General features: G+C 71.0%; 21 protein-coding genes and 1 pseudogene. 10 read left to right on the forward strand and 12 right to left on the reverse strand.

Annotated elements, in window-relative coordinates:
- Window positions 1-123: 123 nt before the first annotated feature.
- Window positions 124-519 carry a superoxide dismutase, Ni gene (sodN, locus tag ABZ154_RS27740; protein ID WP_003966342.1) on the reverse strand — a complete coding sequence of 132 codons (396 nt, stop codon included), beginning with the start codon at window positions 517-519 and terminating at the stop codon, window positions 124-126.
- 121 nt (window positions 520-640) lie between these two features.
- On the opposite strand from sodN, the gene sodX reads away from it, so the two are divergent.
- Window positions 641-1,144 carry a nickel-type superoxide dismutase maturation protease gene (sodX, locus tag ABZ154_RS27745; protein ID WP_356837005.1) on the forward strand — a complete coding sequence of 168 codons (504 nt, stop codon included), beginning with the start codon at window positions 641-643 and terminating at the stop codon, window positions 1,142-1,144.
- On the opposite strand, the gene ABZ154_RS27750 is transcribed toward sodX, so the two are convergent.
- Window positions 1,057-1,677: a CGNR zinc finger domain-containing protein gene (locus tag ABZ154_RS27750; protein WP_356837007.1), complete on the reverse strand. Its 621-nt coding sequence runs from the start codon at window positions 1,675-1,677 to the stop codon at window positions 1,057-1,059. The genes sodX and ABZ154_RS27750 overlap by 88 nt on opposite strands.
- 88 nt (window positions 1,678-1,765) lie before the next feature.
- Here ABZ154_RS27750 and ABZ154_RS27755 point away from each other — a divergent pair, with 88 nt between their 5' ends.
- Both ABZ154_RS27755 and ABZ154_RS27760 read left to right on the forward strand, forming a co-directional pair.
- Window positions 1,766-2,527, forward strand: coding sequence for a class I SAM-dependent methyltransferase (locus ABZ154_RS27755; protein ID WP_356837009.1), 762 nt, complete (start codon window positions 1,766-1,768; stop codon window positions 2,525-2,527).
- 124 nt (window positions 2,528-2,651) lie between these two features.
- Window positions 2,652-3,028: pseudogene (locus tag ABZ154_RS27760) on the forward strand (sigma factor-like helix-turn-helix DNA-binding protein); the annotation flags it as partial.
- A 482-nt stretch (window positions 3,029-3,510) separates the two neighbouring features.
- Here ABZ154_RS27760 and ABZ154_RS27765 read toward each other — a convergent pair.
- The 3 genes from ABZ154_RS27765 to ABZ154_RS27775 are packed head-to-tail and all read right to left on the reverse strand — an operon-like array spanning window position 3,511 to window position 6,231.
- Window positions 3,511-4,275, reverse strand: coding sequence for an amino acid ABC transporter ATP-binding protein (locus tag ABZ154_RS27765; protein ID WP_356837011.1), 765 nt, complete (start codon window positions 4,273-4,275; stop codon window positions 3,511-3,513).
- Window positions 4,272-5,240: an amino acid ABC transporter permease gene (locus ABZ154_RS27770; RefSeq protein ID WP_356837013.1), complete on the reverse strand. Its 969-nt coding sequence runs from the start codon at window positions 5,238-5,240 to the stop codon at window positions 4,272-4,274. Before ABZ154_RS27770 ends, ABZ154_RS27765 begins: the two co-directional genes overlap by 4 nt.
- A gap of 28 nt (window positions 5,241-5,268) precedes the next feature.
- Window positions 5,269-6,231, reverse strand: coding sequence for an ABC transporter substrate-binding protein (locus ABZ154_RS27775; RefSeq protein WP_356837015.1), 963 nt, complete (start codon window positions 6,229-6,231; stop codon window positions 5,269-5,271).
- Window positions 6,232-6,757: 526 nt separating this feature from the next.
- On the opposite strand from ABZ154_RS27775, the gene ABZ154_RS27780 reads away from it, so the two are divergent.
- The 6 genes from ABZ154_RS27780 (at window position 6,758) to ABZ154_RS27805 (ending at window position 12,026) form a co-directional block, all read left to right on the forward strand.
- Window positions 6,758-7,999: an NADP-dependent malic enzyme gene (locus ABZ154_RS27780; protein ID WP_356837017.1), complete on the forward strand. Its 1,242-nt coding sequence runs from the start codon at window positions 6,758-6,760 to the stop codon at window positions 7,997-7,999.
- Between the two features lie 206 nt (window positions 8,000-8,205).
- On the forward strand, window positions 8,206-9,174 hold the full coding sequence (locus tag ABZ154_RS27785) for a zinc-binding dehydrogenase (RefSeq protein WP_356837019.1): 969 nt from the start codon (window positions 8,206-8,208) through the stop codon (window positions 9,172-9,174).
- A gap of 64 nt (window positions 9,175-9,238) precedes the next feature.
- Window positions 9,239-10,690 carry a cellulase family glycosylhydrolase gene (locus ABZ154_RS27790; protein ID WP_356837021.1) on the forward strand — a complete coding sequence of 484 codons (1,452 nt, stop codon included), beginning with the start codon at window positions 9,239-9,241 and terminating at the stop codon, window positions 10,688-10,690.
- The gene (locus ABZ154_RS27795; protein WP_356837023.1) at window positions 10,668-11,207 is read left to right on the forward strand and encodes a GNAT family N-acetyltransferase; all 540 of its coding nucleotides are present in this window, start codon (window positions 10,668-10,670) and stop codon (window positions 11,205-11,207) included. The genes ABZ154_RS27790 and ABZ154_RS27795 overlap by 23 nt, the downstream gene beginning before the upstream one ends.
- 31 nt (window positions 11,208-11,238) lie before the next feature.
- Window positions 11,239-11,448, forward strand: coding sequence for a sigma factor-like helix-turn-helix DNA-binding protein (locus ABZ154_RS27800; RefSeq protein WP_006127526.1), 210 nt, complete (start codon window positions 11,239-11,241; stop codon window positions 11,446-11,448).
- A complete protein-coding gene (locus tag ABZ154_RS27805) occupies window positions 11,448-12,026 on the forward strand; it encodes a Clp protease N-terminal domain-containing protein (RefSeq protein WP_356837025.1) in 579 nt (192 codons plus the stop codon). Before ABZ154_RS27800 ends, ABZ154_RS27805 begins: the two co-directional genes overlap by 1 nt.
- A 78-nt stretch (window positions 12,027-12,104) precedes the next feature.
- Here the strand turns inward: ABZ154_RS27805 and ABZ154_RS27810 are convergent, their stop codons facing one another.
- Window positions 12,105-13,190 carry a helix-turn-helix transcriptional regulator gene (locus tag ABZ154_RS27810; RefSeq protein WP_356837027.1) on the reverse strand — a complete coding sequence of 362 codons (1,086 nt, stop codon included), beginning with the start codon at window positions 13,188-13,190 and terminating at the stop codon, window positions 12,105-12,107.
- 1 nt (window position 13,191) lies between these two features.
- Entirely contained in the window at window positions 13,192-14,049 is an 858-nt protein-coding gene (locus ABZ154_RS27815; RefSeq protein ID WP_356837029.1) for a DUF4097 family beta strand repeat-containing protein, read from the reverse strand.
- A 153-nt stretch (window positions 14,050-14,202) separates the two neighbouring features.
- On the opposite strand from ABZ154_RS27815, the gene ABZ154_RS27820 reads away from it, so the two are divergent.
- The gene (locus tag ABZ154_RS27820) at window positions 14,203-15,039 is read left to right on the forward strand and encodes a hypothetical protein (RefSeq protein ID WP_356837031.1); all 837 of its coding nucleotides are present in this window, start codon (window positions 14,203-14,205) and stop codon (window positions 15,037-15,039) included.
- Window positions 15,040-15,051: 12 nt separating this feature from the next.
- Here the strand turns inward: ABZ154_RS27820 and ABZ154_RS27825 are convergent, their stop codons facing one another.
- The 5 genes from ABZ154_RS27825 to ABZ154_RS27845 all read right to left on the reverse strand — a co-directional run bounded on the left by ABZ154_RS27825 (window position 15,052) and on the right by ABZ154_RS27845 (window position 22,249).
- Window positions 15,052-15,246 carry a DUF6104 family protein gene (locus ABZ154_RS27825; protein WP_175515220.1) on the reverse strand — a complete coding sequence of 65 codons (195 nt, stop codon included), beginning with the start codon at window positions 15,244-15,246 and terminating at the stop codon, window positions 15,052-15,054.
- A 100-nt stretch (window positions 15,247-15,346) separates the two neighbouring features.
- Window positions 15,347-19,180: a multifunctional oxoglutarate decarboxylase/oxoglutarate dehydrogenase thiamine pyrophosphate-binding subunit/dihydrolipoyllysine-residue succinyltransferase subunit gene (locus ABZ154_RS27830; protein WP_356837033.1), complete on the reverse strand. Its 3,834-nt coding sequence runs from the start codon at window positions 19,178-19,180 to the stop codon at window positions 15,347-15,349.
- A 291-nt stretch (window positions 19,181-19,471) separates the two neighbouring features.
- Window positions 19,472-20,548, reverse strand: a complete 1,077-nt coding sequence (locus ABZ154_RS27835; RefSeq protein WP_356837035.1) for a HAMP domain-containing sensor histidine kinase — start codon at window positions 20,546-20,548, stop codon at window positions 19,472-19,474.
- Window positions 20,545-21,282 carry a response regulator transcription factor gene (locus ABZ154_RS27840; protein WP_356837037.1) on the reverse strand — a complete coding sequence of 246 codons (738 nt, stop codon included), beginning with the start codon at window positions 21,280-21,282 and terminating at the stop codon, window positions 20,545-20,547. The genes ABZ154_RS27835 and ABZ154_RS27840 overlap by 4 nt, the downstream gene beginning before the upstream one ends.
- Window positions 21,283-21,541: 259 nt before the next feature.
- Window positions 21,542-22,249 carry a spermidine synthase gene (locus tag ABZ154_RS27845; protein WP_356837039.1) on the reverse strand — a complete coding sequence of 236 codons (708 nt, stop codon included), beginning with the start codon at window positions 22,247-22,249 and terminating at the stop codon, window positions 21,542-21,544.
- Between the last annotated feature and the right edge of the window lie 120 nt (window positions 22,250-22,369).

Raw genomic sequence — 22,369 nt, forward strand, 5'->3', positions numbered from 1 at the left:
GGCCGCGTCAAGGGTGCCGAGGGCGGCTTCGGCGGAGAGGTCGCGCAGAAAACACAGGATGAGCTGGGTGGAGATGCCGTGGGTCTCCTCGCTGCAAGCGCGGGCCGGACGGCGCAGGGAAGATCAAGCCTTCTTGGTCTCCCAGAAGATCCTGTCGACCTCGGCGATCAGGTCCAGGGCCTTCTGACCCGTCTTCGGGTCGTTCGAGCCCTTGGCCGCGGAGAGCGCCTTCAGGGTGTCGTTGATCAGCTGGTGCAGCTCCGGGTACTTCTCGAAGTGCGGGGGCTTGAAGTAGTCGCTCCAGAGCACCGACACGTGGTGCTTCGCGAGCTCGGCGCGCTGTTCCTTGATCAGGACCGCGCGGGTGCGGAAGTCCGCGTCCTCGTTGGCCTGGTACTTCTCCTGGACGGCCTTGACCGACTCGGCCTCGATGCGGGCCTGGGCCGGGTCGTACACGCCGCAGGGCAGGTCGCAGTGGGCGCTGACCTTCACCTTGGGGGCAAACAGGCGGGAAAGCATGGAGCTGTCCTCCTCGTGATCGTCTTCTCAGGTGGGACATTACTCCGTGGAGCGCCGCTTTCCGTGGCTGCCCCAGGGGCTTAGGTCAAAAGTCCGGGGTGGGATTCGGACTGTCGGCCGAATGTACGGAGCGGAACGCGGTACGCGGGACGGTGTGCCGGAGGAGGACCGGGAGGTGGCCGAGATGCCGGAGTGGGGACGGGTGTCCGGAGGCGGGCGGGCCGGGCGGCGGCGGCCGTTGCGGGTGGTGGAGGTGACGGGGCCTTCGATGGTGCCCACCCTCTACCACGGGGACCTGCTGCTGGTGCAGTACGGGGCGCCCGTGCGCCCCGGTGACGTGGTGATCCTGCGTCACCCCTTCCAGCAGGACCTGCTGGTGGTGAAACGGGCGGTCGAACGGCGGCCGGGTGGCTGGTGGGTGCGGGGCGACAACACGTTCGCGGGCGGGGACAGCACGGACTACGGGGCGGTCCCCGAGGAGCTCGTGCTGGCGCGGGTGCGGGCCCGCTACCGGCCCCCGGCGAGGACGACGAAGGGTCAGCGGTCGGTGACCGGGCTGCTCGGCTGGGCGGCCTCGTCGGTGCGGCCGGTCCGGTCCGCCCCCGCGCGCTTGCGGGCCCGGTAGGCGGCCACGTTGGCCCGGGTCGCGCAGCGGTCCGAGCAGTAGCGCCGGGACCGGTTGGTGGAGGTGTCCAGATAGGCGTTGCGGCACGGGGCCGCCTCGCACAGGCCGAGCCGGTCCACGCCGTGCGAGGTCAGGTGGAAGGCGAGACCCATCGCCGCGATGGCCGCGTATCCGGCGGTCGCGTTCGACGGGTGGTCGGCCAGGTGCATGTGCCAGTCCGGCCCGCCGTCCTCGGCCCGGATGTCGTGTCCGGAGATCTGCGGGCTCACCGGGAACTCCAGCAGCAGCGAGTTCAGCAGGTCGACGGCGAGCGTCTCGTCGCCGCCGTCGGCCGCCTCGAAGACCGCGCGCAGCCGGCCCCGTACGGAACGGAAGCGGGTCACGTCCGCGTCCGTCGTCCGCCGAGCCGCCTGCTGGTTGGCGCCGAACAGCTCCCGTACCGCCTCGACCGAGGTGAGGGCGTCCTTGTTGCGGGCCGGCTCCTCGGTGTTGACCAGGCGCACGGCGTAGTCCGAGTAATAGGCCAGTTCCACTTGTAGTCCTTACCGGGTCGGTCTAGGGTCGGGGTGTCGGTCAGTGTAATGGGTGGCTGACGCTCATGAGGCTTACTTGGAGGTTGTCGTGACGGAGACGGGGACGAGCACCGACTGGCGGTCCTGGCAGGAGAGCTGGGACCGGCAGCAGGAGTGGTACATGCCCGACCGCGAGGAGCGGTTCCGGGTGATGCTGGACATGGTCGAGGCGGTCGTCGGCCCCGCGCCCCAGGTCCTGGCCCTCGCGTGCGGTACGGGAAGTATTACGGACCGGCTCCTCAAGCGGTTCCCGGACGCCACGAGCACCGGCGTCGACCTCGACCCCGCGCTGCTGGCCATAGCCCGAGGCACCTTCGAGGGCGACGACCGGGTCACCTTCGTCACCGCCGACCTCAGGGACCCCGACTGGACCACCCGGCTGCCCTGCACCTCGTACGACGCCGTCCTCACCGCCACCGCCCTGCACTGGCTCCACAGCGAGCCGCTCACCACCCTGTACGGGCAGCTCGGCGGCCTCGTCCGTGACGGTGGGGTCTTCATGAACGCCGACCGCACCATCGACCCCGGCACGCCCCGGATCAACGCCGCCGAACGCGCCCACCGGCACGCCGCCATGGACCGCGCCAAGGCCGCGGGTGCCCTGGACTGGGCCGAGTGGTGGGCCGTCGCCGCCAAGGACCCGGTGCTCGCCGGGCCCACCGCAGAACGCTTCGCGATCTACGGCGAGCATGCGGACGGCGACATGCCCTCGGCCGCCTGGCACGCCCGCACCCTGCTCGCCTCCGGCTTCGGCGAGGCCCGCGCGGTCTGGGCGTCGCCCTCGGACAGCCTGATCCTCGCCGTGAAGTAGGCGGAGCCACGAAGGCGAAGGGGCGGTACGGGCCGATGGCCCCGTACCGCCCGTCGCGTGGAGCTGCGACCTTCTCCGCCCCCCACGCACTGGAAGGGTGAGACGGTCCGCATCCGCGGGCCCGGGGGAGAGGGGGCGGCACGAGGCCGAGGACCTGGTCCGGAGCGCGCTGGTCAAGGTCGTCCTCGGCGGCCGCCGGCACGGCCGCCTCGACAACATCGAGGCGTACGCCCGCAAGAGGCCGGTCAACACCTTCGTCGCGGGCCGCCGGAGGGTCTGGCGGCGCGAACAGGCGTACGGCGAGCGGCCCGACCGCCAGGTGCCCGCGTCCGACACGGACACCGGCCTGGTGGTCCGGGCGGTCCTCGTCCAGCCCACGCCCAGGCAACGTGCGGTGCTGGTGCTCCGCTACCGGGAGGACCTGAGCGTGAGGCCACGGCCGAGGCGCTGGGGGTGCGGACGAACACGCTCAAGAGCCACGCGGCTCGGGGCCTGGCGGCGCTGCTGCCCCCGGGCGTGTGGGGAGAGACCGCATTGGCCCTGCTGCTCACTGTGATCAAGGGGACCGCGCCCGAGCATGCGCAGGGGCCCCTGCTCGCGCCGCTGGACGGGCAGTACGCGTTCCGCGAGGACGGTGGCGTGGGCTGTCCCGTCCTCAACTGCGAGAACCGGGAGGCCGTGGAGAAGAAGGAGGGCCGCCCGGCCGCTCCGGACGAGGACCTGTGCCCCGAACCGGACCGGGAAACGAGCCGTACGGAGTGCGTACGCGAGGCGCTTCCCGACGGCCGGGCCGACGGACGCGGGAGTGGGCGGTACGGACGGGGGCGGTACGGGCGGGGGCGGTTCGACCGGGGCGGTATGGACGCGGGCGGCGCGGACGGGGGCGGTATGGACGCGGGCGGCGCGGACGGGGGCGGTACGGACGTGGGAGAGGGCGGCGCGGACGTCGCGTCCGTACCGCCCTCTCCCCAAGGCCGAGCCGGCTACAGCACCTTCGACAGGAACGACTTCGTCCGGTCCTGCTGCGGGTTGCCCAGCACGTCGCGCGGGTGGCCGGACTCGACCACCACGCCGTCGTCCATGAAGACCAGTGCGTCACCGACCTCGCGGGCGAAGCCCATCTCGTGGGTGACGACGATCATCGTCATGCCGTCCTCGGCCAGACCGCGCATGACGTCCAGGACGTCACCCACCAGCTCCGGGTCGAGCGCCGAGGTCGGCTCGTCGAAGAGCATCAGCTTCGGCTCCATCGCCAGCGCGCGGGCGATGGCCACACGCTGCTGCTGACCGCCGGAGAGCTGGGTGGGGTAGTTCTTCGCCTTGTCGGCGAGGCCCACCCGGTCCAGCAGCTTCTCGGCGCGGGCCCGGGCCACGGCCTTGGCCTCGCCCTTGACCTGGATCGGCGCCTCCATGACGTTCTCGAGCGCCGTCATGTGCGGGAACAGGTTGAAGCGCTGGAAGACCATGCCGATCTCCCGGCGCTGCAGGGCGACCTCGCTGTCCTTGAGCTCGTAGAGCTTGTCGCCCTTCTGCCGGTAGCCGACCAGCTCGCCGCCGACCGAGAGCCGGCCGGCGTTGATCTGCTCCAGGTGGTTGATGCACCGCAGGAACGTGGACTTGCCGGAGCCGGACGGGCCGATCAGGCAGAACACCTCACGCGGGGCGACCTCCAGGTCGATGCCCTTGAGGATGTGGGCGGCGCCGAAGGACTTGTGGACGCCCTCGGCCTTCACCATGGGGGTGGTCATGCGGAGACACCTCCGGAGGGCCGGTTGCTGAACGACGCGAGGTTCACCTTGATGCGCTGCAGCGGCGTGAGCGGCAGCGAGCGCAGCGAGCCGCGGGCGTAGCGGCGCTCCAGGTAGTACTGGCCGACGCTGAACACGCTGGTCATCACGATGTACCAGATGGACGCGACGAACAGCATCTCCATCACCGCGTACGACGTGGAGCCGATCTGCGAGGTGGAGCGGAGCAGCTCGTTGTACGTGACCGCGTAGACCAGCGAGGAGGTCTTCAGCATGTTGATGAACTCGTTGCCGGTCGGCGGGATGATCACCCGCAGCGCCTGCGGCAGGACCACACGGCGCATGGTCTTCGCCTGGGTCATGCCGAGCGCGTGCGACGCCTCGGTCTGGCCCTCGTCCACCGACTGGATGCCGGCGCGGCAGATCTCCGCCATGTAGGCGGCCTCGTTCAGGGCGAGCCCCAGCAGGGCGCACATGAACGGGGTCATGACGTCCGTCATCTCGTCCTTGTAGATGAACGGGATGTTCAGGACCGGGAAGATCAGCGCCAGGTTGAACCAGAGCAGCAGCTGGACGTAGACCGGGGTGCCCCGGAAGAACCAGATGTACAGCCAGGCCACCCAGCTGGTGACCGGGTTCTTCGAGAGCCGCATCACGGCCAGGATCACACCGAGGATCACGCCCAGCACCATGGCGAGGACGCTGATCAGCAGGGTACGGCCGGCTCCGGCGACGACGTTGCTGTCGAACAGCTTGTCGCCGACGGCGTGCCACTGGATGTTGCCCTGCGAGAAGGCGTACCCGAGGGCCACGAGGAGGCCGATGACCACGACGCCGCTGATCCAGCGGCCGACGTGGCGGACCGGGATGGCCTTGATGTTCTCCGGGGCCGTGGTGGCGGCCTTGGAGACGGACACCGGGCCGGCGGGTGAGCCGGCGGGTGTCTTGTCGAACTTGTCAGTCATCGTGACTGCCCTTCGGTGAAGCGTCCGGTCACTTGCCGCCGTTGATGGCGGCCTTGTCGATCGCTCCCGTGCCGGCGCCCCACTTGTCGAGCACCTTCTTGTAGGAACCGTCGGCGATGATCGCGTCGACGGCTTCCTTCAGGGCGTCCCGCAGTCCGGTGTTGTCCTTCTTGACGGCGATGCCGAATGGGCCCGCGTCGATCTGCTCGCCGACGACCTCGAAGGCGTTGCCGCCGTCGGCCTTGCGGGCCAGGTCGACCGCGACCGGGTAGTCGTTGACACCGGCGACCGCGCCGCCGGACTTGACCCGGGTCTGGGCCTCGGTGTCGTTCTCGAACGACTCGATCTTGACTGCCTTCTCGCCGCTGTCCGTACACGCCTTGGACTGCTTCTTGAGGGCTTCCTCGTACGTGGTGCCGCGCTGGACGGCGGCGGCCTTCCCGCAGAGGTCCTCGATGGACTTGATGTTCTGCGGGTTGCCCTTCTTCGTGTACACGGCGGTGCCGGCGAGGAAGTAGTCGACGAAGTCGACGCCCTCGCCCAGCTTCTTGCCCGAGTCGTCCAGACCTTCCTGGCGCTGCTTGTTGTCCGTGATGGACGACATGGCGATGTCGTGGCGGCCGGAGTTCAGGGCGGTGATCAACCCGTCGAAGGAGCCGGAGGTGAACTCGAACTTCACACCCAGCTGCTTGCCGAGGGCCTCGGCGAGGTCGGGGTCGACGCCCACGATCTTGCCGTTCTCGACGGACTCCATCGGGGCGTACTCGGCGTTCGTGCCGACCTTGATGACACCCGACTTCTGGTACTTCGCCGGCAGCTTGGAGAAGAGCGGGGCGCCGGCCTTGGTGGCCGTGCTGTCGCCACCCTCCGAGGAGGCGCTCTCGGTCTGGTCACCGCAGGCGGTGAGCAGCAGGGTGCCGGCGACCGCGATGGCGCCGACCGCCGCAATCCGGGACTTGGCGGTCTTGCGACGCATGATGCTTGCGGTCATGTCGGGATCCTCCGGCAGGTGAGGGTGAGGGTGCTTTCGGGGCGGCTTGGCACGCACCTTCGAGTGTCGCCACCTTGTGTGATGACGGCATCCTGCCATTCGGATCGGCCCATTCAGGGGCTCAGTCATGTCAAAATCGGATAACGGGCGACCCCCGAACTCGCGCGGCCGGCACCACGGGGCCGGACCATCTGTCGCGAACTCTCTTCGCCGCCGGAGAATCTCCGGTGTGTCTCTCCTGCCGGGCGGCATTTATGCCGGTTTGCCGACTTGTCCAGATATTCGACTATGAGTCACGTCACCGCATCGGAATGGACTCGTGCGGGACAGGGTTGGTCCGGTAAGAAAGACGTTTACACCCCTCATCCGGGGCTCAGGGCGCGTGTGCGGCGCGCCCGCGCGTATGTACCTCTCCCTGCCGGGGCGGGCCAACCGCTCGGCGCAGGGCACGTACGCGGTGCCCGCCCACCCCTCCTCAACCAGGAGTGGCCACCCTCAAACGATGAAGACTTAAGGGGTCAACACCATGGCAGCGGAGATCGTCAATCCTCGCAGCGACAGCACCGCCGACAGTGGCATCCAGCGCACGAGCGCAGCGGACACCGGGGCCGACGAGCCCTTCGATCCGGCCTTCGCCCTCCACCGGGGAGGGAAGATGGCCGTGCAGTCCACCGTCCCGATCCGGGACAAGGACGACCTTTCCCTGGCGTACACACCCGGCGTGGCGAAAGTCTGCAGCGCCATCGCCGACAACCCCGAGCTCGTCCACGACTACACCTGGAAGTCCCAGGTCGTGGCCGTCGTGACGGACGGCACCGCCGTGCTCGGCCTCGGTGACATCGGGCCCGAGGCGTCCCTCCCCGTGATGGAGGGCAAGGCCATCCTCTTCAAGCAGTTCGGCGGCGTCGACGCGGTGCCGATCGCGCTCGCGACCACCAGCGTGGAGGAGATCGTCGACACCGTCGTCCGGCTCGCCCCCTCCTTCGGTGGGGTGAACCTGGAGGACATCTCGGCCCCCCGGTGCTTCGAGATCGAGCGCAAGCTCCAGGAGCGGCTCGACATCCCGGTCTTCCACGACGACCAGCACGGCACCGCCGTCGTCACCCTCGCCGCCCTGCGCAACGCCGCCAAGCTCTCCGGGCGGACGCTCGGAGACCTGCGCGGTGTGATCTCCGGCGCGGGCGCGGCGGGCGTGGCCATCGCCAAGTTCCTGCTGGAGGCCGGCATCGGCGATGTCGCGGTGGCCGACCGCAAGGGCATCGTCAGCCGGGACCGGGACGACCTGACCGACGTCAAGCGCGAGCTGGCCGAGCTCACCAACCGGGCCGGGATCTCCGGGTCGCTGGAGAAGGCGCTCGCCGGTGCGGACGTCTTCATCGGTGTCTCCGGCGGTACGGTCCCGGAGGCGGCGGTGGCGTCGATGGCGCCCGGTGCGTACGTCTTCGCGATGGCCAACCCCAATCCGGAGGTCCACCCCGAGATCGCGCACAAGTACGCGGCCGTGGTGGCGACCGGGCGCTCCGACTTCCCGAACCAGATCAACAACGTGCTGGCGTTCCCGGGGATCTTCGCGGGGGCGCTCCAGGTGCGGGCCTCCCGGATCACGGAGGGCATGAAGATCGCCGCGGCGAACGCGCTGGCCGACGTGGTCGGCGATGAGCTGGCGGCGGACTACGTGATCCCGTCCCCGTTCGACGAGCGGGTCGCTCCGGCCGTCACCGCGGCGGTCGCGGCGGCGGCGCGGGCGGAGGGTGTGGCTCGGCGCTGACGCCGCGCGTGTGCCTGTACGGGTGACGGGGGCGGGGTCCGGTTGGTGTACGGACCCCGACCCGGGGGCTCCGCTCCTCAACCGCCCGAGGGGCTTGACGGTGCGGCTCTCCGTCACTCAAGCGCCGCAGGGGCCGGGCGGGAGGTTGGTGTGCGTCACACGCGTAGGCGGTTACGTGGTCGCCTAGCCCGGCCTATGGTCTAGCCATGTTCGCCGCCTACGCAGCCCGCATCGACCCCGACCAGCCCCTCGACGGCCTTGAGCTGGGCGAACGCCCGGCGCCCGAGGCGCGTGCCGGATGGAGCACCATCACCGTCCGGGCCGCCTCCCTCAACCACCACGACCTCTGGTCGCTGCGGGGCGTGGGCCTCGCCGAGGACCGGCTTCCGATGATCCTCGGCTGCGACGCCGCCGGCATCGACGAGGACGGCAACGAGGTCGTCCTGCACTCCGTGATCGGCCAGTCCGGGCACGGGTTCGGGCCGGAGGAGCCGCGCTCCATCCTCACCGAGCGCTACCAGGGCACCTTCGCCGAGCAGGTCGCCGTGCCCACCTGGAACGTGCTGCCCAAGCCGAAGGAGCTCTCCTTCGAGGAGGCCGCCTGTCTGCCGACCGCCTGGCTCACCGCGTACCGGATGCTCTTCACCAACGCCGGGGTCCGGCCGGGCGATTCCGTGCTCGTCCAGGGCGCGGGCGGTGGGGTCGCCACCGCCGCGATCGTCCTCGGCAAGGCCGCCGGGCTCCGGGTCTTCGCCACCAGCCGCGACGAGACCCGGCGCAAGCGGGCCGTGGAGCTCGGCGCGCTGGCCGCGTACGAGCCCGGAGCGCGGCTCCCGCAGCGGGTGGACGCCGTCATCGAGACCGTCGGCGCCGCCACCTGGTCCCACTCGGTGAAGTCGCTGCGTCCCGGCGGCACCCTCGTCATCTCGGGGGCCACCAGCGGCGACCGGCCCTCGCACGCCGAGCTGACCCGGATCTTCTTCCTGGAGCTCAAGGTCGTCGGCTCCACCATGGGGAGCAAGGACGAGCTGGAGGACCTTCTCGCGTTCTGCGCCACCACCGGCGTCCGGCCGGTCATCGACGAGGTGCTGCCGCTGGACCGGGCCCGCGAGGGGTTCCAGCGGCTGGCCGACGGCGAGCAGTTCGGGAAGATCGTGCTCCGGCCGACGGGATAGTGCCACGAACTCGTCGCCGCACCATACTTGAATAAGTGTCAGCTTTGCTGATGGGATGCCGCCCATGCGCATGGGCAGAGCACTCATAGCAGTTGTCGTCGCGTCCGTGCTGGCGACGGGGGCCCTCGTTCCCGCCGCCTCCGCACGCCCGGCATCCACCCAGGCCCCCGCCCCGACGGCGTACAAACGTTCCATCCCGCCCCTGACCGACGATCGCGGCCGCACCCTCACCCTGCGCGGCTGGAACGTCGAGGACAAGACGAACCGGGGCGAGGCCGCACTCAGCGCCATCACCGAGCGCCACTTCCGCGACCTGCGCGCGAACGGCTTCAACTTCGCCCGGCTGCTGGTCTTCTGGGACGACCTGGAGCCCCGGCGCGGGCAGTACAGCGAGCGCTACCTCCGGAAGATCGAGCGCGTCCTGGGCTGGGCGCACAAGCACCGCGTCCATGTCCTCATCGACGCCCACCAGGACGTCTTCGGGCCCGCCTTCGGCCACCGGGGCATCCCCGCCTGGGCCACCAGGACCGACGGGCTGCCGTTCACCCCGAACCCCGACGACTGGTTCTCCGAGTACTTCGAGCCCGCCGTCCAGCGGGCCTTCACCCATCTCTACGAGGACCTGGACCTGCAACGCGCCCAGGCGGCCATGTGGCAGGTCCTCGCCGAACGGTTCCGCGACCACCCTGCCGTCATCGGCTACGACCTGATCAACGAGCCGATGGGGGAGCTGCGCGAGGGCGAGGACCTGCCGACCGCCGCCCGTCGCATCGAGGCCCAGCACCTCACCGCCATGTACAACCGTCTCGCCCGCGCCGTCCGCGCCGAGGACCCCTCCACCTGGCTCTTCGTCGAGCCGACTCCCATCGTCGGCGAGGGCGTGCCCACAGGGCTGGGCCGGATCCACGACAGCCGCACCGTGTACGCCCCGCACTTCTACGACACCGCCATGGAGGCGGGCGCGGACTACGACCCTTCGGCCGGCTGGATCGAGGCGTACGAGGCCGCTGTCACCGCCTACCCGGCCCGCCACCGGATGCCCGTGGTCGTCGGTGAGTGGGGGCCGCTGAACAACGCCCTCCCCAACATGGGCCGCTTCTACCGCGAGGCCGTCGCCTCCCTCGACCGCTACAGCTCCGGCTGGGCCGGGTACGTCTGGTGCTACGGCGGGGGTTACTGCGCCCTCGACGAGCGCGGCCGTTTCCGTAGGAACAAGGAGCAGACCGCGACCCCGTACGCCCCCGCCGTCGCGGGCGCGGTCCGCTCCGACACGTACGACGCCGCCACCCGCTCCTACCGGCTCGCCTACCGGGCGGCGGCGGCCGCCCGTCCCGGCACCACGGAGCTGTCCCTCCCGCCCTCCTCGCACGGCTGGCGTGTCTTCGTCACCGGTCCCGCCCGCATCCTCGGCAAGGCGCCGCACGGGGGCCGCCTGACCGTTCTGGCGTGGCCCGGGGCGGAGGTGGTGGTGACCGTGCGGGAGGCTGGCCCGCATGGAAGAACTGACCGCCCCTGAGGGATTCCTGCTGCGCCCCTGGCTCCCCGCCGACGCCTCCGCCGTGCTCCGCGCCTTCGCTCCGGCCGAGATGGACCGCCAGAGCGACCGGCCCGTCTCCGACCGGGCCGGGGCGCTGGCCTGGATCGCGGACCGTACGCGGGAGAGAGGGGCCCGGACCGGCTACTCCTGGGCCGTCGTGGGGGAGGAGGGCGAGGCGCTCGGCTGCGTGGCCGTCCGGGCCCTCAACCGGGTCCACGGCACGGGCTGGGTCTCCTACTGGACCACCGAGGCGGCGCGCGGCCGGGGTGTCGCCCCCGCCGGGGTGCGGGCGGTGGCGCGGTGGGCGTTCGGCGAACTCGGCCTGTACCGGCTGGAGCTGGGCCATCGCACGGACAACCCGGCCTCCTGCCGGGTCGCCGTACGGGCCGGGTTCGCGCCCGAGGGGGTCGAGCGGGCCAAGCTGCGCTACGGCGACGTGCGGTACGACGTGGAGCGGCATGCCCGGCTCGCGGACGATGTTGTCAACTTTGATTGACGCGAAGGGAGTGTCAATGTAGGTTGACGTCATGACCGAAGCAACGGACCTGGCCGCACGCGCCGGTGACCGCGACCCGCGGGTCGGGCTGCGGGCGGTGGCCGCGCTGCGGCGGCTGCTGGAGCAGCTCGAAGCCGTACAGGTACGCAGTGCCCGCGTCCAGGGATGGTCGTGGCAGGAGATCGCCGCCGAGCTGGGCGTCAGCCGGCAGGCCGTGCACAAGAAGTACGGGAGGCGCTGATGTTCGAACGGTTCACTCAAGGAGCCCGCGCGACCGTGAAGGGAGCCGTGGCGCAGGCGGAGCGTGGCGGGGCCGGACCGGTCACCGAGGAACACCTGCTGCTCGCCCTGCTGGAACAGAAGGGGAGCCGGGCCTCCTTCGCCGTCGCCGCCCTCGGACTGAGCGGCCGCCGTGCCTCCCTCGACGCCGCCTTCGCCGAGGCCCGCCGCTGGGGCGGGCTGACCAAGGCCGACGCCGAGGCCCTCGCGGGGATCGGGATCGATGTCGGCGCCATCGTGAACCGGGTCGAAGGGGCCCACGGCGAGGGCGCTCTCGACGCCCGCCGGGGCAGCCGCCGGTGGTGGTCGGGGCGCCGCCCCTTCACCCCGGGGGCGAAGAGCATCCTGGAGAGGTCGCTGCGGGTCGCCCTGGGGCGCGGCGACCGATTCATCGGCGAGGAACACCTGCTCCTGGCGCTGACGGCGGCCCCCGGGACCGTCGCCGACGTCCTCGCCGAGCACGGGGCGACGTACGCGACCGTGCACCGCGCGCTGTACGGGCCCGAGGCCGATGGGCAGGGGTACGCCACGGCGGGGTGAGGTGAGGACGCGCGGAGGCAGGTGAGGACGCGGAGGCGGGGCGGGTGCCCCGTGTACGGCACGCGCCCCGCCTCGGTCTCAGCTGTCGCCCGCCTCGTTCTCCTCGTTCTCCGCGGCCTTCGGTGTCAGCAGCGCCTCGATCCGCGCCGCCGCCGCGCCCAGGTGGCCGCGGGCCTCGGCCAGCTGGCCCCCCGTCACCCCGTGGTCGCGGGCCGTGTCCCGGACGGTGTCGCGGAACCGGTCCAGCAGGCGGTCCAGGTCGCGCGCCGGGTCGTCCGTGACCGGGACGTCCTTGCCCCAGTCGGAGGTGGATGCGGACTCGGGGGCCGGGGCGGACTCGGGGGCCGGGGCGGCCTCGGCGGTCTCGGAAGGTCCGGGCTTGCCGAACGAGGACCAGCCGCCCGCCCGCGTGAAGCCGCCGAGCTGCCCGGTGATCTCGGCCAGCCCCTCCCGTACGCCGGAGGGCCAGTCGCCCCGCGCGAAGTGCTCCTGCACCTGGCGGGCGGCGTTCTGCATCTGCTCACGCGCCTTGTCCTGCGCCTCCTTGGCCTGGCGGCGGGCCTGCTGGGCCTCCTCGCGGGCGCGCCGGGACTCGTCCTTGGCTCGCCGCGCCTGCTCCTTCCACTCCTGCTTGGCCCGGCGCAGCTCCTCCTTGGCGTTGCGCCACGCCTCGCTGTCGCCGAAGTCACCCAGGCTGCCGAAGTCGCCGAAGTCCGTGAAGTCTCCGAAGGGGGAGGAGGACTGCTTGTCCTTGGTGGTGCCGCTCCCCGTGCCCTGCCGGGACTCGGAGGCGGCCGCCCGCATGTCGCTGCGGAGCCGGCCGGCGGCCCCGCGCACGTCGTCGCGTATCTCGGCGGCCAGCTCGGCCAGGGAGTCGCGGATCTCCAGCTCCAGGTCGGCCAGTTCGCCGCTGCGGCCCGCCAGTTCGGCGCGTCCGGCGTCGGTGATCGAGTAGACCTTGCGGCCGCCCTCGGTGGCATGGGTGACCAGGCCCTCGGCCTCCAGCTTGGCCAGTCGGGGGTAGACGGTGCCCGCGGAGGGGGCGTACAGGCCCTGGAACCGCTCCTCCAGGAGGCGGATCACCTCGTAGCCGTGGCGCGGGGCCTCGTCCAGGAGCTTGAGCAGATAGAGGCGCAGACGGCCGTGGGCGAATACGGGGGCCATGTCAGAGAACCTTTCCGGTCGGCTCGGCACCGTGCTTGTCGTCCTCGGCCGGGGGCCTGCGCAGCAGGGCGATCGAACCGGACACGGTCGTCGCCCGCAGGGTCCCCGTGCCGGCGCCGAGCGTGCCGGTGATCTTCTTCGCGCCCCACTGCCCGCCGACCCGGAGGCCCTCGAAGGCGTTGGACACGGTCCCGCTCGCGGTGTTCGCCTCGACCCTGGCGTCCGCCGGGTGCGGCAGCCGGATCGCGATCGCCCCGGAGACCGTGGTCAGCCGGATGTCGGTGGGCTTGCCCGAAGGGTCGACGTCCAGCACCATGTCACCGCTGATCGACTCGGCCCGGACCGAGGAGCCCGCCCCGTCCACCACCGTCAGGTCACCGGCCACGGAGTGGAAGCGCAGGTCCCCGGTGACGCTCTGGGCCTCCAGGCTGCCCGAGACGGAGTCCCCGCGGACGGCGCCGGTCAGCCCGACGAGGGCGATGTCCCCGGTGATGCCCCGTACGTCGGTGCGGCCGCCGATCCCGGAGACGACGGCCCCGGCGCCGACCACGCCGACCTCCACCGAGGCGGCGGCGGGCACGACGAGCGAGACGACCGCGCTGCGGCGGCGCCCGTTGGGGTCGAGCCAGCGCAGGAGGTCCTGCCAGGGGAGGTCGTCGTACGCCACGGTCAGGCGGCCGTCCTCGTGGGTGACGAGGAGCGGCGGCCCCTCGATGGCGGAGACCTCCAGCCGGGCGCCCGGCTCATCGGTGCCGACCACGTTGACCGTGCCGCCGACGACGCGGACGTGGAGCGAGGTCACCGGGTCGTCGAACGTGAGCTTCTGCGGCTCGGCGACGGTCCGCTTCGACACAGCCATGGACAGGACCTCCCGGAGAGAACATCAACGCAACATATCGCGTCTCGTAGACAACACGATATATCGCGGATGAGGGAAGTCAAGTGTCATTCGTGAACGCCTCAGCCGGTCAAACGGCGCCAGAGTTGGGCAAATTGCCCTAGCGTGTGGCACATGAACGCGACATCCACGGGGGCGCTCCTGCTGTGCCGCGCCGACCCCGAGACCGTACGGCCGCTCGCCCACCTGCTGCGCGAGCAGATGCTGCTGACGCGCGCGGGCGGGGAGTGGAGCGTTCTCGTTCCGGAAGGGAAGCCCTGGCGGGGCGTCGGCCCCTTCGGAGGCGGTGACCCCGAGCCGGTCGACCGGGTCCTCGGCGGCTGGGCCACCGCCCTGGCCGTCGGCTCCAGCTGGCCGGTGCTCGCCCTGTGGTGGGACGCCGACCGGGCCGGCTACACCCTCGCCGCCGGATTCCGCCGCCCCGTCGGCTACGTCTGGCTGGCCGACGGCACCCCGGTGGGCGAGGACGAGGCGATGCGCACCTTCGCGGCCCGGCTCGGCCTCGACCCCGTACTGGACCTCCAGGAGCTGGAGGAGCTGACCCGGCCCGATCCGGAGTCGGACGCCGAGGCCCGGCTGCGCGGCCTGCTCGCGGTCCTGACCCGCACAGGACTCGCCCTGCCGGCCGGGCTCGGTCCGGGCGAGAGCGCCGACCGGCTGCGCAGCGTCGCCGGGGTGCAGCGCGGGGCGGAGCGCATCGAATGGGCGGGCTGGCGCGACGCCGTGCGGGTCGAACTCGACGCCGTCGAGGCGGGCAGTCTCGGCCCCTGGGTGCGCGGCCCCCGGGCCCGTGCCATCGCCGCCGCCCAGCTCGCGGCCGGGCTCCCGCTGCTGCTGTGGGGCGCCCGCCGCCGCAGCGGGGGATGGGCGGCCGCGGGGGCGGTCCTCCTGGCGCAGGGCGCGCTGGGGCTCGCCTACCACCGGGCCAGGGCGGGCGCGGAGAGGACTTAGACGGCGCGGAGCTTACGCGTCCTCGTCGTCCTCGTCGTCCTCGTCGTCCAGCCGGGCCAGCCAGGTCGCGAGGCGCTCGACCGGCACCTCGAAGTCGGGGTTGAGATCGACGAACGTACGCAGCTGCTCGGCGAGCCACTCGAAGGTGACCTCCTCCTCGCCGCGCCGCTTCTCCAGTTCCTCGATGCCACGGTCCGTGAAGTACATGGGAAGAGGATAGCGAGAGCCGGTGGTCGCCCGGACGCCGGAGACCCGGCCCCGCGACGTGCGCGGAACCGGGTCTCCGTGGTGTCCAGCTGCAGGGTCCTCAGGCTTCGAAGACCTCGTCGACCAGCTGCGCCTGCTCCGCCTGGTGGCGCTTGGCCGAGCCGACCGCCGGGGACGAGCCGTGCGGCCGCGAGATGCGGCGCAGGCGCTCCCCGTGCGGCACGTCCGCGCCGACGGCCAGGTCCAGGTGGTCGATCAGGTTGAGCGCGATGAACGGCCACGCACCCTGGTTGGCCGGCTCCTCCTGGGCCCAGAGGTACTTCTCGGCGTTCGGGTACTTGGCGATCTCAGCCTGGATCTCCGCACCCGGCAGCGGGTACAGGCGCTCCAGACGGATGATCGCGGTCTCCGTGTCGCCGCGCTTCTCCCGCTCGGCGTCCAGGTCGTAGTAGAGCTTGCCCGCGCAGAAGACGACCTTGCGGACCTCCTCCGCCTTGACGCTGTCGTCGCCGATCACCGGGCGGAAGCCGCCGACGGTGAACTCCTCGATCTTCGACGCCGCGGCCTTCAGACGCAGCATCGACTTCGGGGTGAAGACGATCAGCGGCTTGTGGTGCGGGTTGTGCACCTGCCAGCGCAGCAGGTGGAAGTAGTTCGACGGCAGGGTCGGCATGGCGACCGTCATGTTGTCCTGCGCGCACATCTGGAGGAAACGCTCCGGGCGGGCGGAGCTGTGGTCCGGGCCCTGTCCCTCGTAGCCGTGCGGCAGCAGTAGCGTGACGCCGGAGGTCTGGCCCCACTTCTGCTCGGCCGAGGAGATGAACTCGTCCACGACGGTCTGGGCGCCGTTGACGAAGTCACCGAACTGGGCCTCCCAGATGACCAGCGACTCCGGGCGGGCCAGCGAGTAGCCGTACTCGAAGCCCATCGCCGCGTACTCGCTGAGCAGCGAGTCGTAGACGTTGTAGCGGGCCTGCTCCTCGGTGAGGTACAGCAGCGGGGTGTAGTCCTCGCCGGTGACCTGGTCCACCAGCACCGCGTGGCGCTGGCCGAACGTGCCGCGGCGGGTGTCCTGGCCGGCGAGCCGGACCGGGGTGCCCTCCATCAGCAGCGAACCGATGGCCAGGGTCTCGCCCATGCCCCAGTCGATCGTGCCGTTCTCCACCGAGGCCGCACGACGCTGCATCTGCGGCATCAGACGGGGGTGGACGGTGATCGACTCGGGGATGTTGACCTGGGACTCGGCGATCCGCTTCACGACCTCGGCGGAGACCGCGGTCTCCACGGCGACCGGGAACGCGGCCTGCGGCTCCGGGATGTGCGGGGCGGCCGGCTGCGAGGTGGCCTCGCGGACCTCGGCGAAGACCTTCTCCAGCTGACCCTGGAAGTCCTGGAGCGCCTGCTCCGCCTCTTCCAGCGTGATGTCGCCGCGACCGATGAGGGACTCGGTGTAGAGCTTGCGCACCGAGCGCTTCTTGTCGATCAGCGTGTACATCTGCGGGTTGGTGAACTCCGGGTTGTCGCCCTCGTTGTGACCGCGGCGGCGGTAGCAGATGAGGTCGATCACGACGTCCTTGTTGAACGCCTGCCGGAATTCGAAGGCGAGCCGCGCGACGCGGACCACGGCCTCCGGGTCGTCTCCGTTGACGTGGATGATCGGCGCCTCGATCATGCGCGCCACGTCGGTGGCGTACATCGAGGAGCGCGAGGACTCCGGGGCGGCGGTGAAGCCGACCTGGTTGTTGATCACCACGTGCACGGTGCCGCCGGTGCGGTAGCCGCGCAGCTGCGACATGTTGAGCGTCTCCGCGACGACGCCCTGGCCCGCGAAGGCCGCGTCGCCGTGGAGCGCGATCGGCAGGACCGTGAAGTCCGTGCCGCCCTTGTTGATGATGTCCTGCTTGGCGCGGGCGATGCCCTCCAGGACCGGGTCGACCGCCTCCAGGTGCGAGGGGTTGGCGGCCAGCGAGACCTTGATCTGCTCGCCGTCCAGACCGGTGAAGGTGCCCTCGGCGCCCAGGTGGTACTTGACGTCGCCGGAACCGTGCATGGAGCGCGGGTCGAGGTTGCCCTCGAACTCCCGGAAGATCTGCGCGTACGACTTGCCGACGATGTTCGCCAGCACGTTCAGCCGGCCGCGGTGGGCCATGCCGATGACGACCTCGTCGAGGCGGGCCTCGGCGGCGGAGTCGATGACCGCGTCGAGCAGCGGGATGACGGACTCGCCGCCCTCCAGCGAGAACCGCTTCTGACCGACGTACTTGGTCTGCAGGAACGTCTCGAACGCCTCGGCCGCGTTCAGCCGGCGCAGGATACGCAGCTGCTCCTCGCGCTCGGGCTGCTGGGTGCGGGGCCGCTCCACGCGGTCCTGGAGCCACTTGCGCTGCTTCGGGTCCTGGATGTGCATGAACTCGATGCCGGTGGTGCGGCAGTACGACTCACGCAGCACGCCGAGGATGTCGCGGAGCTTCATCATCGACTTGCCGGCGAACCCGCCGACCGCGAAGTCCCGCTCCAGGTCCCACAGGGTTAGGCCGTGCTCGGTGATGTCGAGGTCGGGGTGCTTGCGCTGGCGGTACTCCAGCGGGTCGGTGTCGGCCATGACGTGACCGCGGACCCGGTAGGAGTGGATCAGCTCGAAGACCCGCGCGGCCTTCGTCACGTCGTTGTCGTGCGACGCGTCGATGTCCGTGAGCCAGCGGACCGGCTCGTACGGAATGCGCAGGGCCTTGAAGATCTCGTCGTAGAAGTCGTTCTGGCCGAGCAGCAACTGGCTCAGCACTCGCAGGAACTCGCCGGAGGCCGCGCCCTGGATGACCCGGTGGTCGTAGGTCGACGTGAGCGTCATGACCTTCGAGATGCCGAGCTTGTTGAGCGTGTCCTGGGAGGTGCCCTGGAACTCCGCCGGGTAGTCCATCGCGCCGACGCCCATGATGAGGCCCTGTCCGGGCATCAGGCGGGGCACCGAGTGGACGGTGCCGATCCCGCCGGGGTTGGTCAGCGAGGCGGTGACGCCGGAGAAGTCGTCCATGCCGAGCTTGCCGATGCGGGCGCGCCGGACGATGTCCTCGTACGCCTGCCAGAACTCGAAGAAGTTGAGCGTCTCGGCCTTCTTGATGGCCGCGACGACCAGCTGGCGGTCGCCGTTCGGCTTCACCAGGTCGATGGCGAGACCGAGGTTGACGTGCTCCGGCTTGACCAGGGTCGGCTTGCCGTCCTTCACCGCGAAGGAGTAGTTCATCGACGGCATGGCCTTGAGGGCCTGCACCATCGCGTACCCGATGAGGTGCGTGAAGGAGATCTTCCCGCCGCGGGCGCGCTTGAGGTGGTTGTTGATGACGATGCGGTTGTCGAAGAGCAGCTTCACCGGGACCGCGCGGACGGACGTGGCCGTCGGCAGCTCCAGCGAGGCATTCATGTTCTTCGCGACGGCGGCCGAGGGGCCGCGCAGCGTCACGTACTCGGGGCCGGCCGGGGCCTCGGTGGACTCCTCCGCCTTGGCCTTGGCGGGCGCGGCCGCGGGCTTGGCCGCCGCGGGCTTCGCCGGGGCCGGAGCCGGTGCGGCCTTGGTCTCGGCCGGCTCGGCCTGCGCCGGGGCTGCCGGAGCAGCGGCTGCGGGCTTCGCCGGGGCCGGTGCGGCCTTGGCTCCGGCCGGCTCGGCCTGCGCAGGAGGGGTGGCGGCCGGGGTCTCGGTTGCCGCAGCCCCCGAGGCTGCGGCGCCGGGAACGGGCTTGTCCGCCGTGCCGGAGGAACCCGGCTTGTAGTCGGCGAAGAAGTCCCACCAGGCGCGATCGACCGAACTGGGATCCTGGAGGTACTGCTGGTAGATCTCGTCGACGAGCCACTCATTGGCGCCGAAAGCGGCGGCCGGGTTGGTGCCCGGGCTGGCTTGGTCGGTCGAGATGCTCGAGTTACTGGGGGACTGAGACGACACGGCGGCAACCGCCCTCTTCCGCTTCACAAGGTGATGGACAGCGGAAATCAAGGCTACGCCCCCCAAACCGTTCCTTGCAGACCGGGCCGGTGCTTCGTCGTGCACATCACATCGCAACGCGGGTTTCGGCGCAGGAAATGGCGGGAAACAAGCGAGGTTCCACTGCACTTCGGGTACGCAGGACCGTGGATACGGTCATCTGACCGTATCCCCTTGAGATCCCCTTCGGGCAGGACACGGAGAACGTGCCCTTCCGGTTCGACCTTATGTCAACGACGGTCGCCCGCGTCGTCAACCGCGTCGCCCGGACAGCCCCGGGAGGGTGACCTGGATGCGGCAGCCCCGAGCGGATTCGGCCACTCCGATCCGGCCGCCGTGCAGATCCACCGCCCAGCGGGCGATCGCGAGCCCCAGTCCCGTACCGCCGTCGCTGCCGGGACCGTGCGGTGAGGGGGCCTGGCCCCGGTTGAACCGCTCGAAGACCCGGTGCCGCTCCGCCTCCGGGATGCCGGGGCCCTCGTCGATGACCTCCAGCTCCAGCGACTCCGGGTACGCCCCGCGCCGCGCCAGGACCGTCACCCGGCCGTGCGGCGGGCTGTGCTTGACCGCGTTGTCGATAAGGTTGGCCACCACCTGGTGCAGCCGCTCGGCGTCCGCGTGTGCGGTGAGCTCCGGCGGCGAGACGTCCAGATGCAGATGGACGTCCGTACGGGAGTGATTGCCCGACCCCGACGACAGGCGCCGCTGGGACGCGGCGAGATTGGCCTCTTTCAGTACGCCCGAGAGATACGGCCACACCTCGAAGCGGCGCGCCTTGAGCGCCACCACCCCGTTGTCCAGCCGGGACAGGTCCAGCAGCGTCTCCACCAGCCGGCCGAGCCGCTCCGTCTGCTTCAGCGCCGTACGCATCGTCTCGGGATCGGCGGCCGAGACCCCGTCCACCACGTTCTCCAGCACGGCCCGCAGCGCCGCGATGGGAGTACGCAGCTCATGGCTGACATTGGCGACCAGCTCTTTCCGGTGCCGGTCCTCCGCCTCCAGGTCGTCCGCCATGCGGTTGATCGTCTGGGCCAGGTCGCCCAGCTCGTCCCGCCGCCCGGCGCCGCTCACCCGGCGCGTGTAGTCGCCGTGCGAGATGGACCGGGCCACGGCCCTCATCTCGTCCAGCGGCGCGGTCAGGCCGTGCGCCACGAACTGGGTGATCAGCAGCGTCGCGATCACCGAGAACATCGTGATGAACTGGAACTCGGTCCGGGTCCGCAGGGCCACGATCAGCAGCCCGGTCGTGATGAACACCGAGACCACGACGAGCGTGCCCAGCTTGGCCTTGATGGAGAAGGGCCGCATCCCCGACCCTGGCCGGGTCATGGGGCCGGGGTCTCCAGGGCGTAGCCCACGCCGTGCACCGTACGGATCCGCTCGGCGCCGATCTTGCGGCGCAGCGCCTTGATGTGGCTGTCGACCGTACGGGTACCCGAGGCGTCCGCCCAGTCCCAGACCTCGGCCAGCAACTGCTCACGGGAGAGCACCGCGCGCGGGGTGTTCGCCAGGCAGACCAGCAGGTCGAACTCGGTCGGCGTGAGGTGGACGTCCTCGGCGCGGACCCGGACCCGGCGCTGCGCGTGGTCGATCTCCAGTTCGCCGAGGCGCAGTATCCCGCTGCGCGGGGTGACGGCGGCCAGCGCGGCCCGTTCCACCCGCCGCAGCAGGACGTGCACCCGGGCGGCCAGCTCCCGCATGGAGAACGGCTTGGTCATGTAGTCGTCGGCGCCCACCCCGAGCCCGACCAGCATGTCGGTCTCGTCGTCGCGCGCGGTGAGCATCAGCACCGGCACCGGGCGCTGCGCCTGTACCCGGCGGCAGACCTCCAGGCCGTCGAAGCCGGGAAGCATGATGTCGAGCACCATCAGATCGGGCTGCCATGCCTCGGCCGCGTCGACGGCCGCGGGCCCGTCGGGCGCGGTCTGCACCAGAAAGCCCTCCGCCCGCAGTCGGGCGGCAATGGCGTCGACGATCGTGGCGTCGTCCTCGACCACCAGCACCCGGCGTTGAGCCCCTGGGGTGGCCGCGACGCCGTTGTGGGTGGTGTGTGTCTGTTCCATCGCCCCGCCCCTGCCCGTTCCCGCGGGGGGCGAACCCCCGCAAGGCACGGTCTTCGCTCGTGGATTTCCTGGGTGATCCCTATGTGCCGGTCAGCAGCGTAAAGGCAGCGGAGGGCTCTCGGCTACGCAGGGTGTTGTCCCCGCGGTGTGAGTTCGGCTCCGGCGGGGCGGCGGATCGTCGGCCTTGTGAAGGTTGCCCCGTCTCCTACCGGACCCGTACATACCGGGAGGGGGCTTCCAGGACCCTCCGGTGCCCCCTTCAGCGACTCTTCGATGCGAGATGGACCACGTCCGGCACACCTCGGGCAACAGTCACTTCTTCGGTCCTAACCCCGCTGAACCCGGCATTCCGCAACGCCTGATCGAACGCCGGGGACGGCTGCGCGGACCAGACGGCGAGCACTCCGCCCGGGGTCAGCCGGTCGTGGCAGTGGGCCAGGCCGGTGGGCGAGTAGAGGCTCCCGTTGTCCTCCGTGACGGTCCAGTCGGGCCCGTTGTCGATGTCCAGGCAGAGCGCGTCGTAACGCTCCGTGGCGGTACGGAGGTGGGCGACCAGATCCGTGTGGAGGACCTCGGTCCGGGGATCGGCCAGCGCCGCGCCGGAGACCCGGTCCAGCGGGCCCTGCCGGTGCCAGTCGACGATGGCCTGCTCCCGCTCCACGACCACGATCCGCCCCCAGCGCTCCTCCTCGGCGGCCCGCACCAGCGAGAAGCCCACCCCGAGCCCGCCGATCAGCACGGAGGGGCGGGTCCGCCCGGCGGGCAGGGCGGCCAACGCGGCATCGATGAGCAGCCGCTCGGAGCGCCCGTCGGAGGTGTCCATCAAAAAGCAGCCGTTGGCGATGATCTCGAAGTGCTCCCCGCGCTCCCGCAGGACGACCTCGCCGAAGGGGCCTTCGCGGCGGTCGAGGGTGAGGGGGCCGGAGGGAATCATGGCGCAGGTGTAGGTCTGGGTGTCGGGCTCCATGGCCCGGATTCTAGGAGGGCCACCTCCTTCCGTGGACGCGGTCCGGGCGCGGGTTCGCGCAGCGCCAGGAGGGCCGCCCCCACCGCCATCGTGCTCACGCTCAGGGGCGCGGCGAGGGCG

Origin of the sequence: Streptomyces sp. NPDC006261 (assembly GCF_040613515.1) — a bacterium.
Taxonomy (GTDB): Bacteria; Actinomycetota; Actinomycetes; order Streptomycetales; family Streptomycetaceae; genus Streptomyces.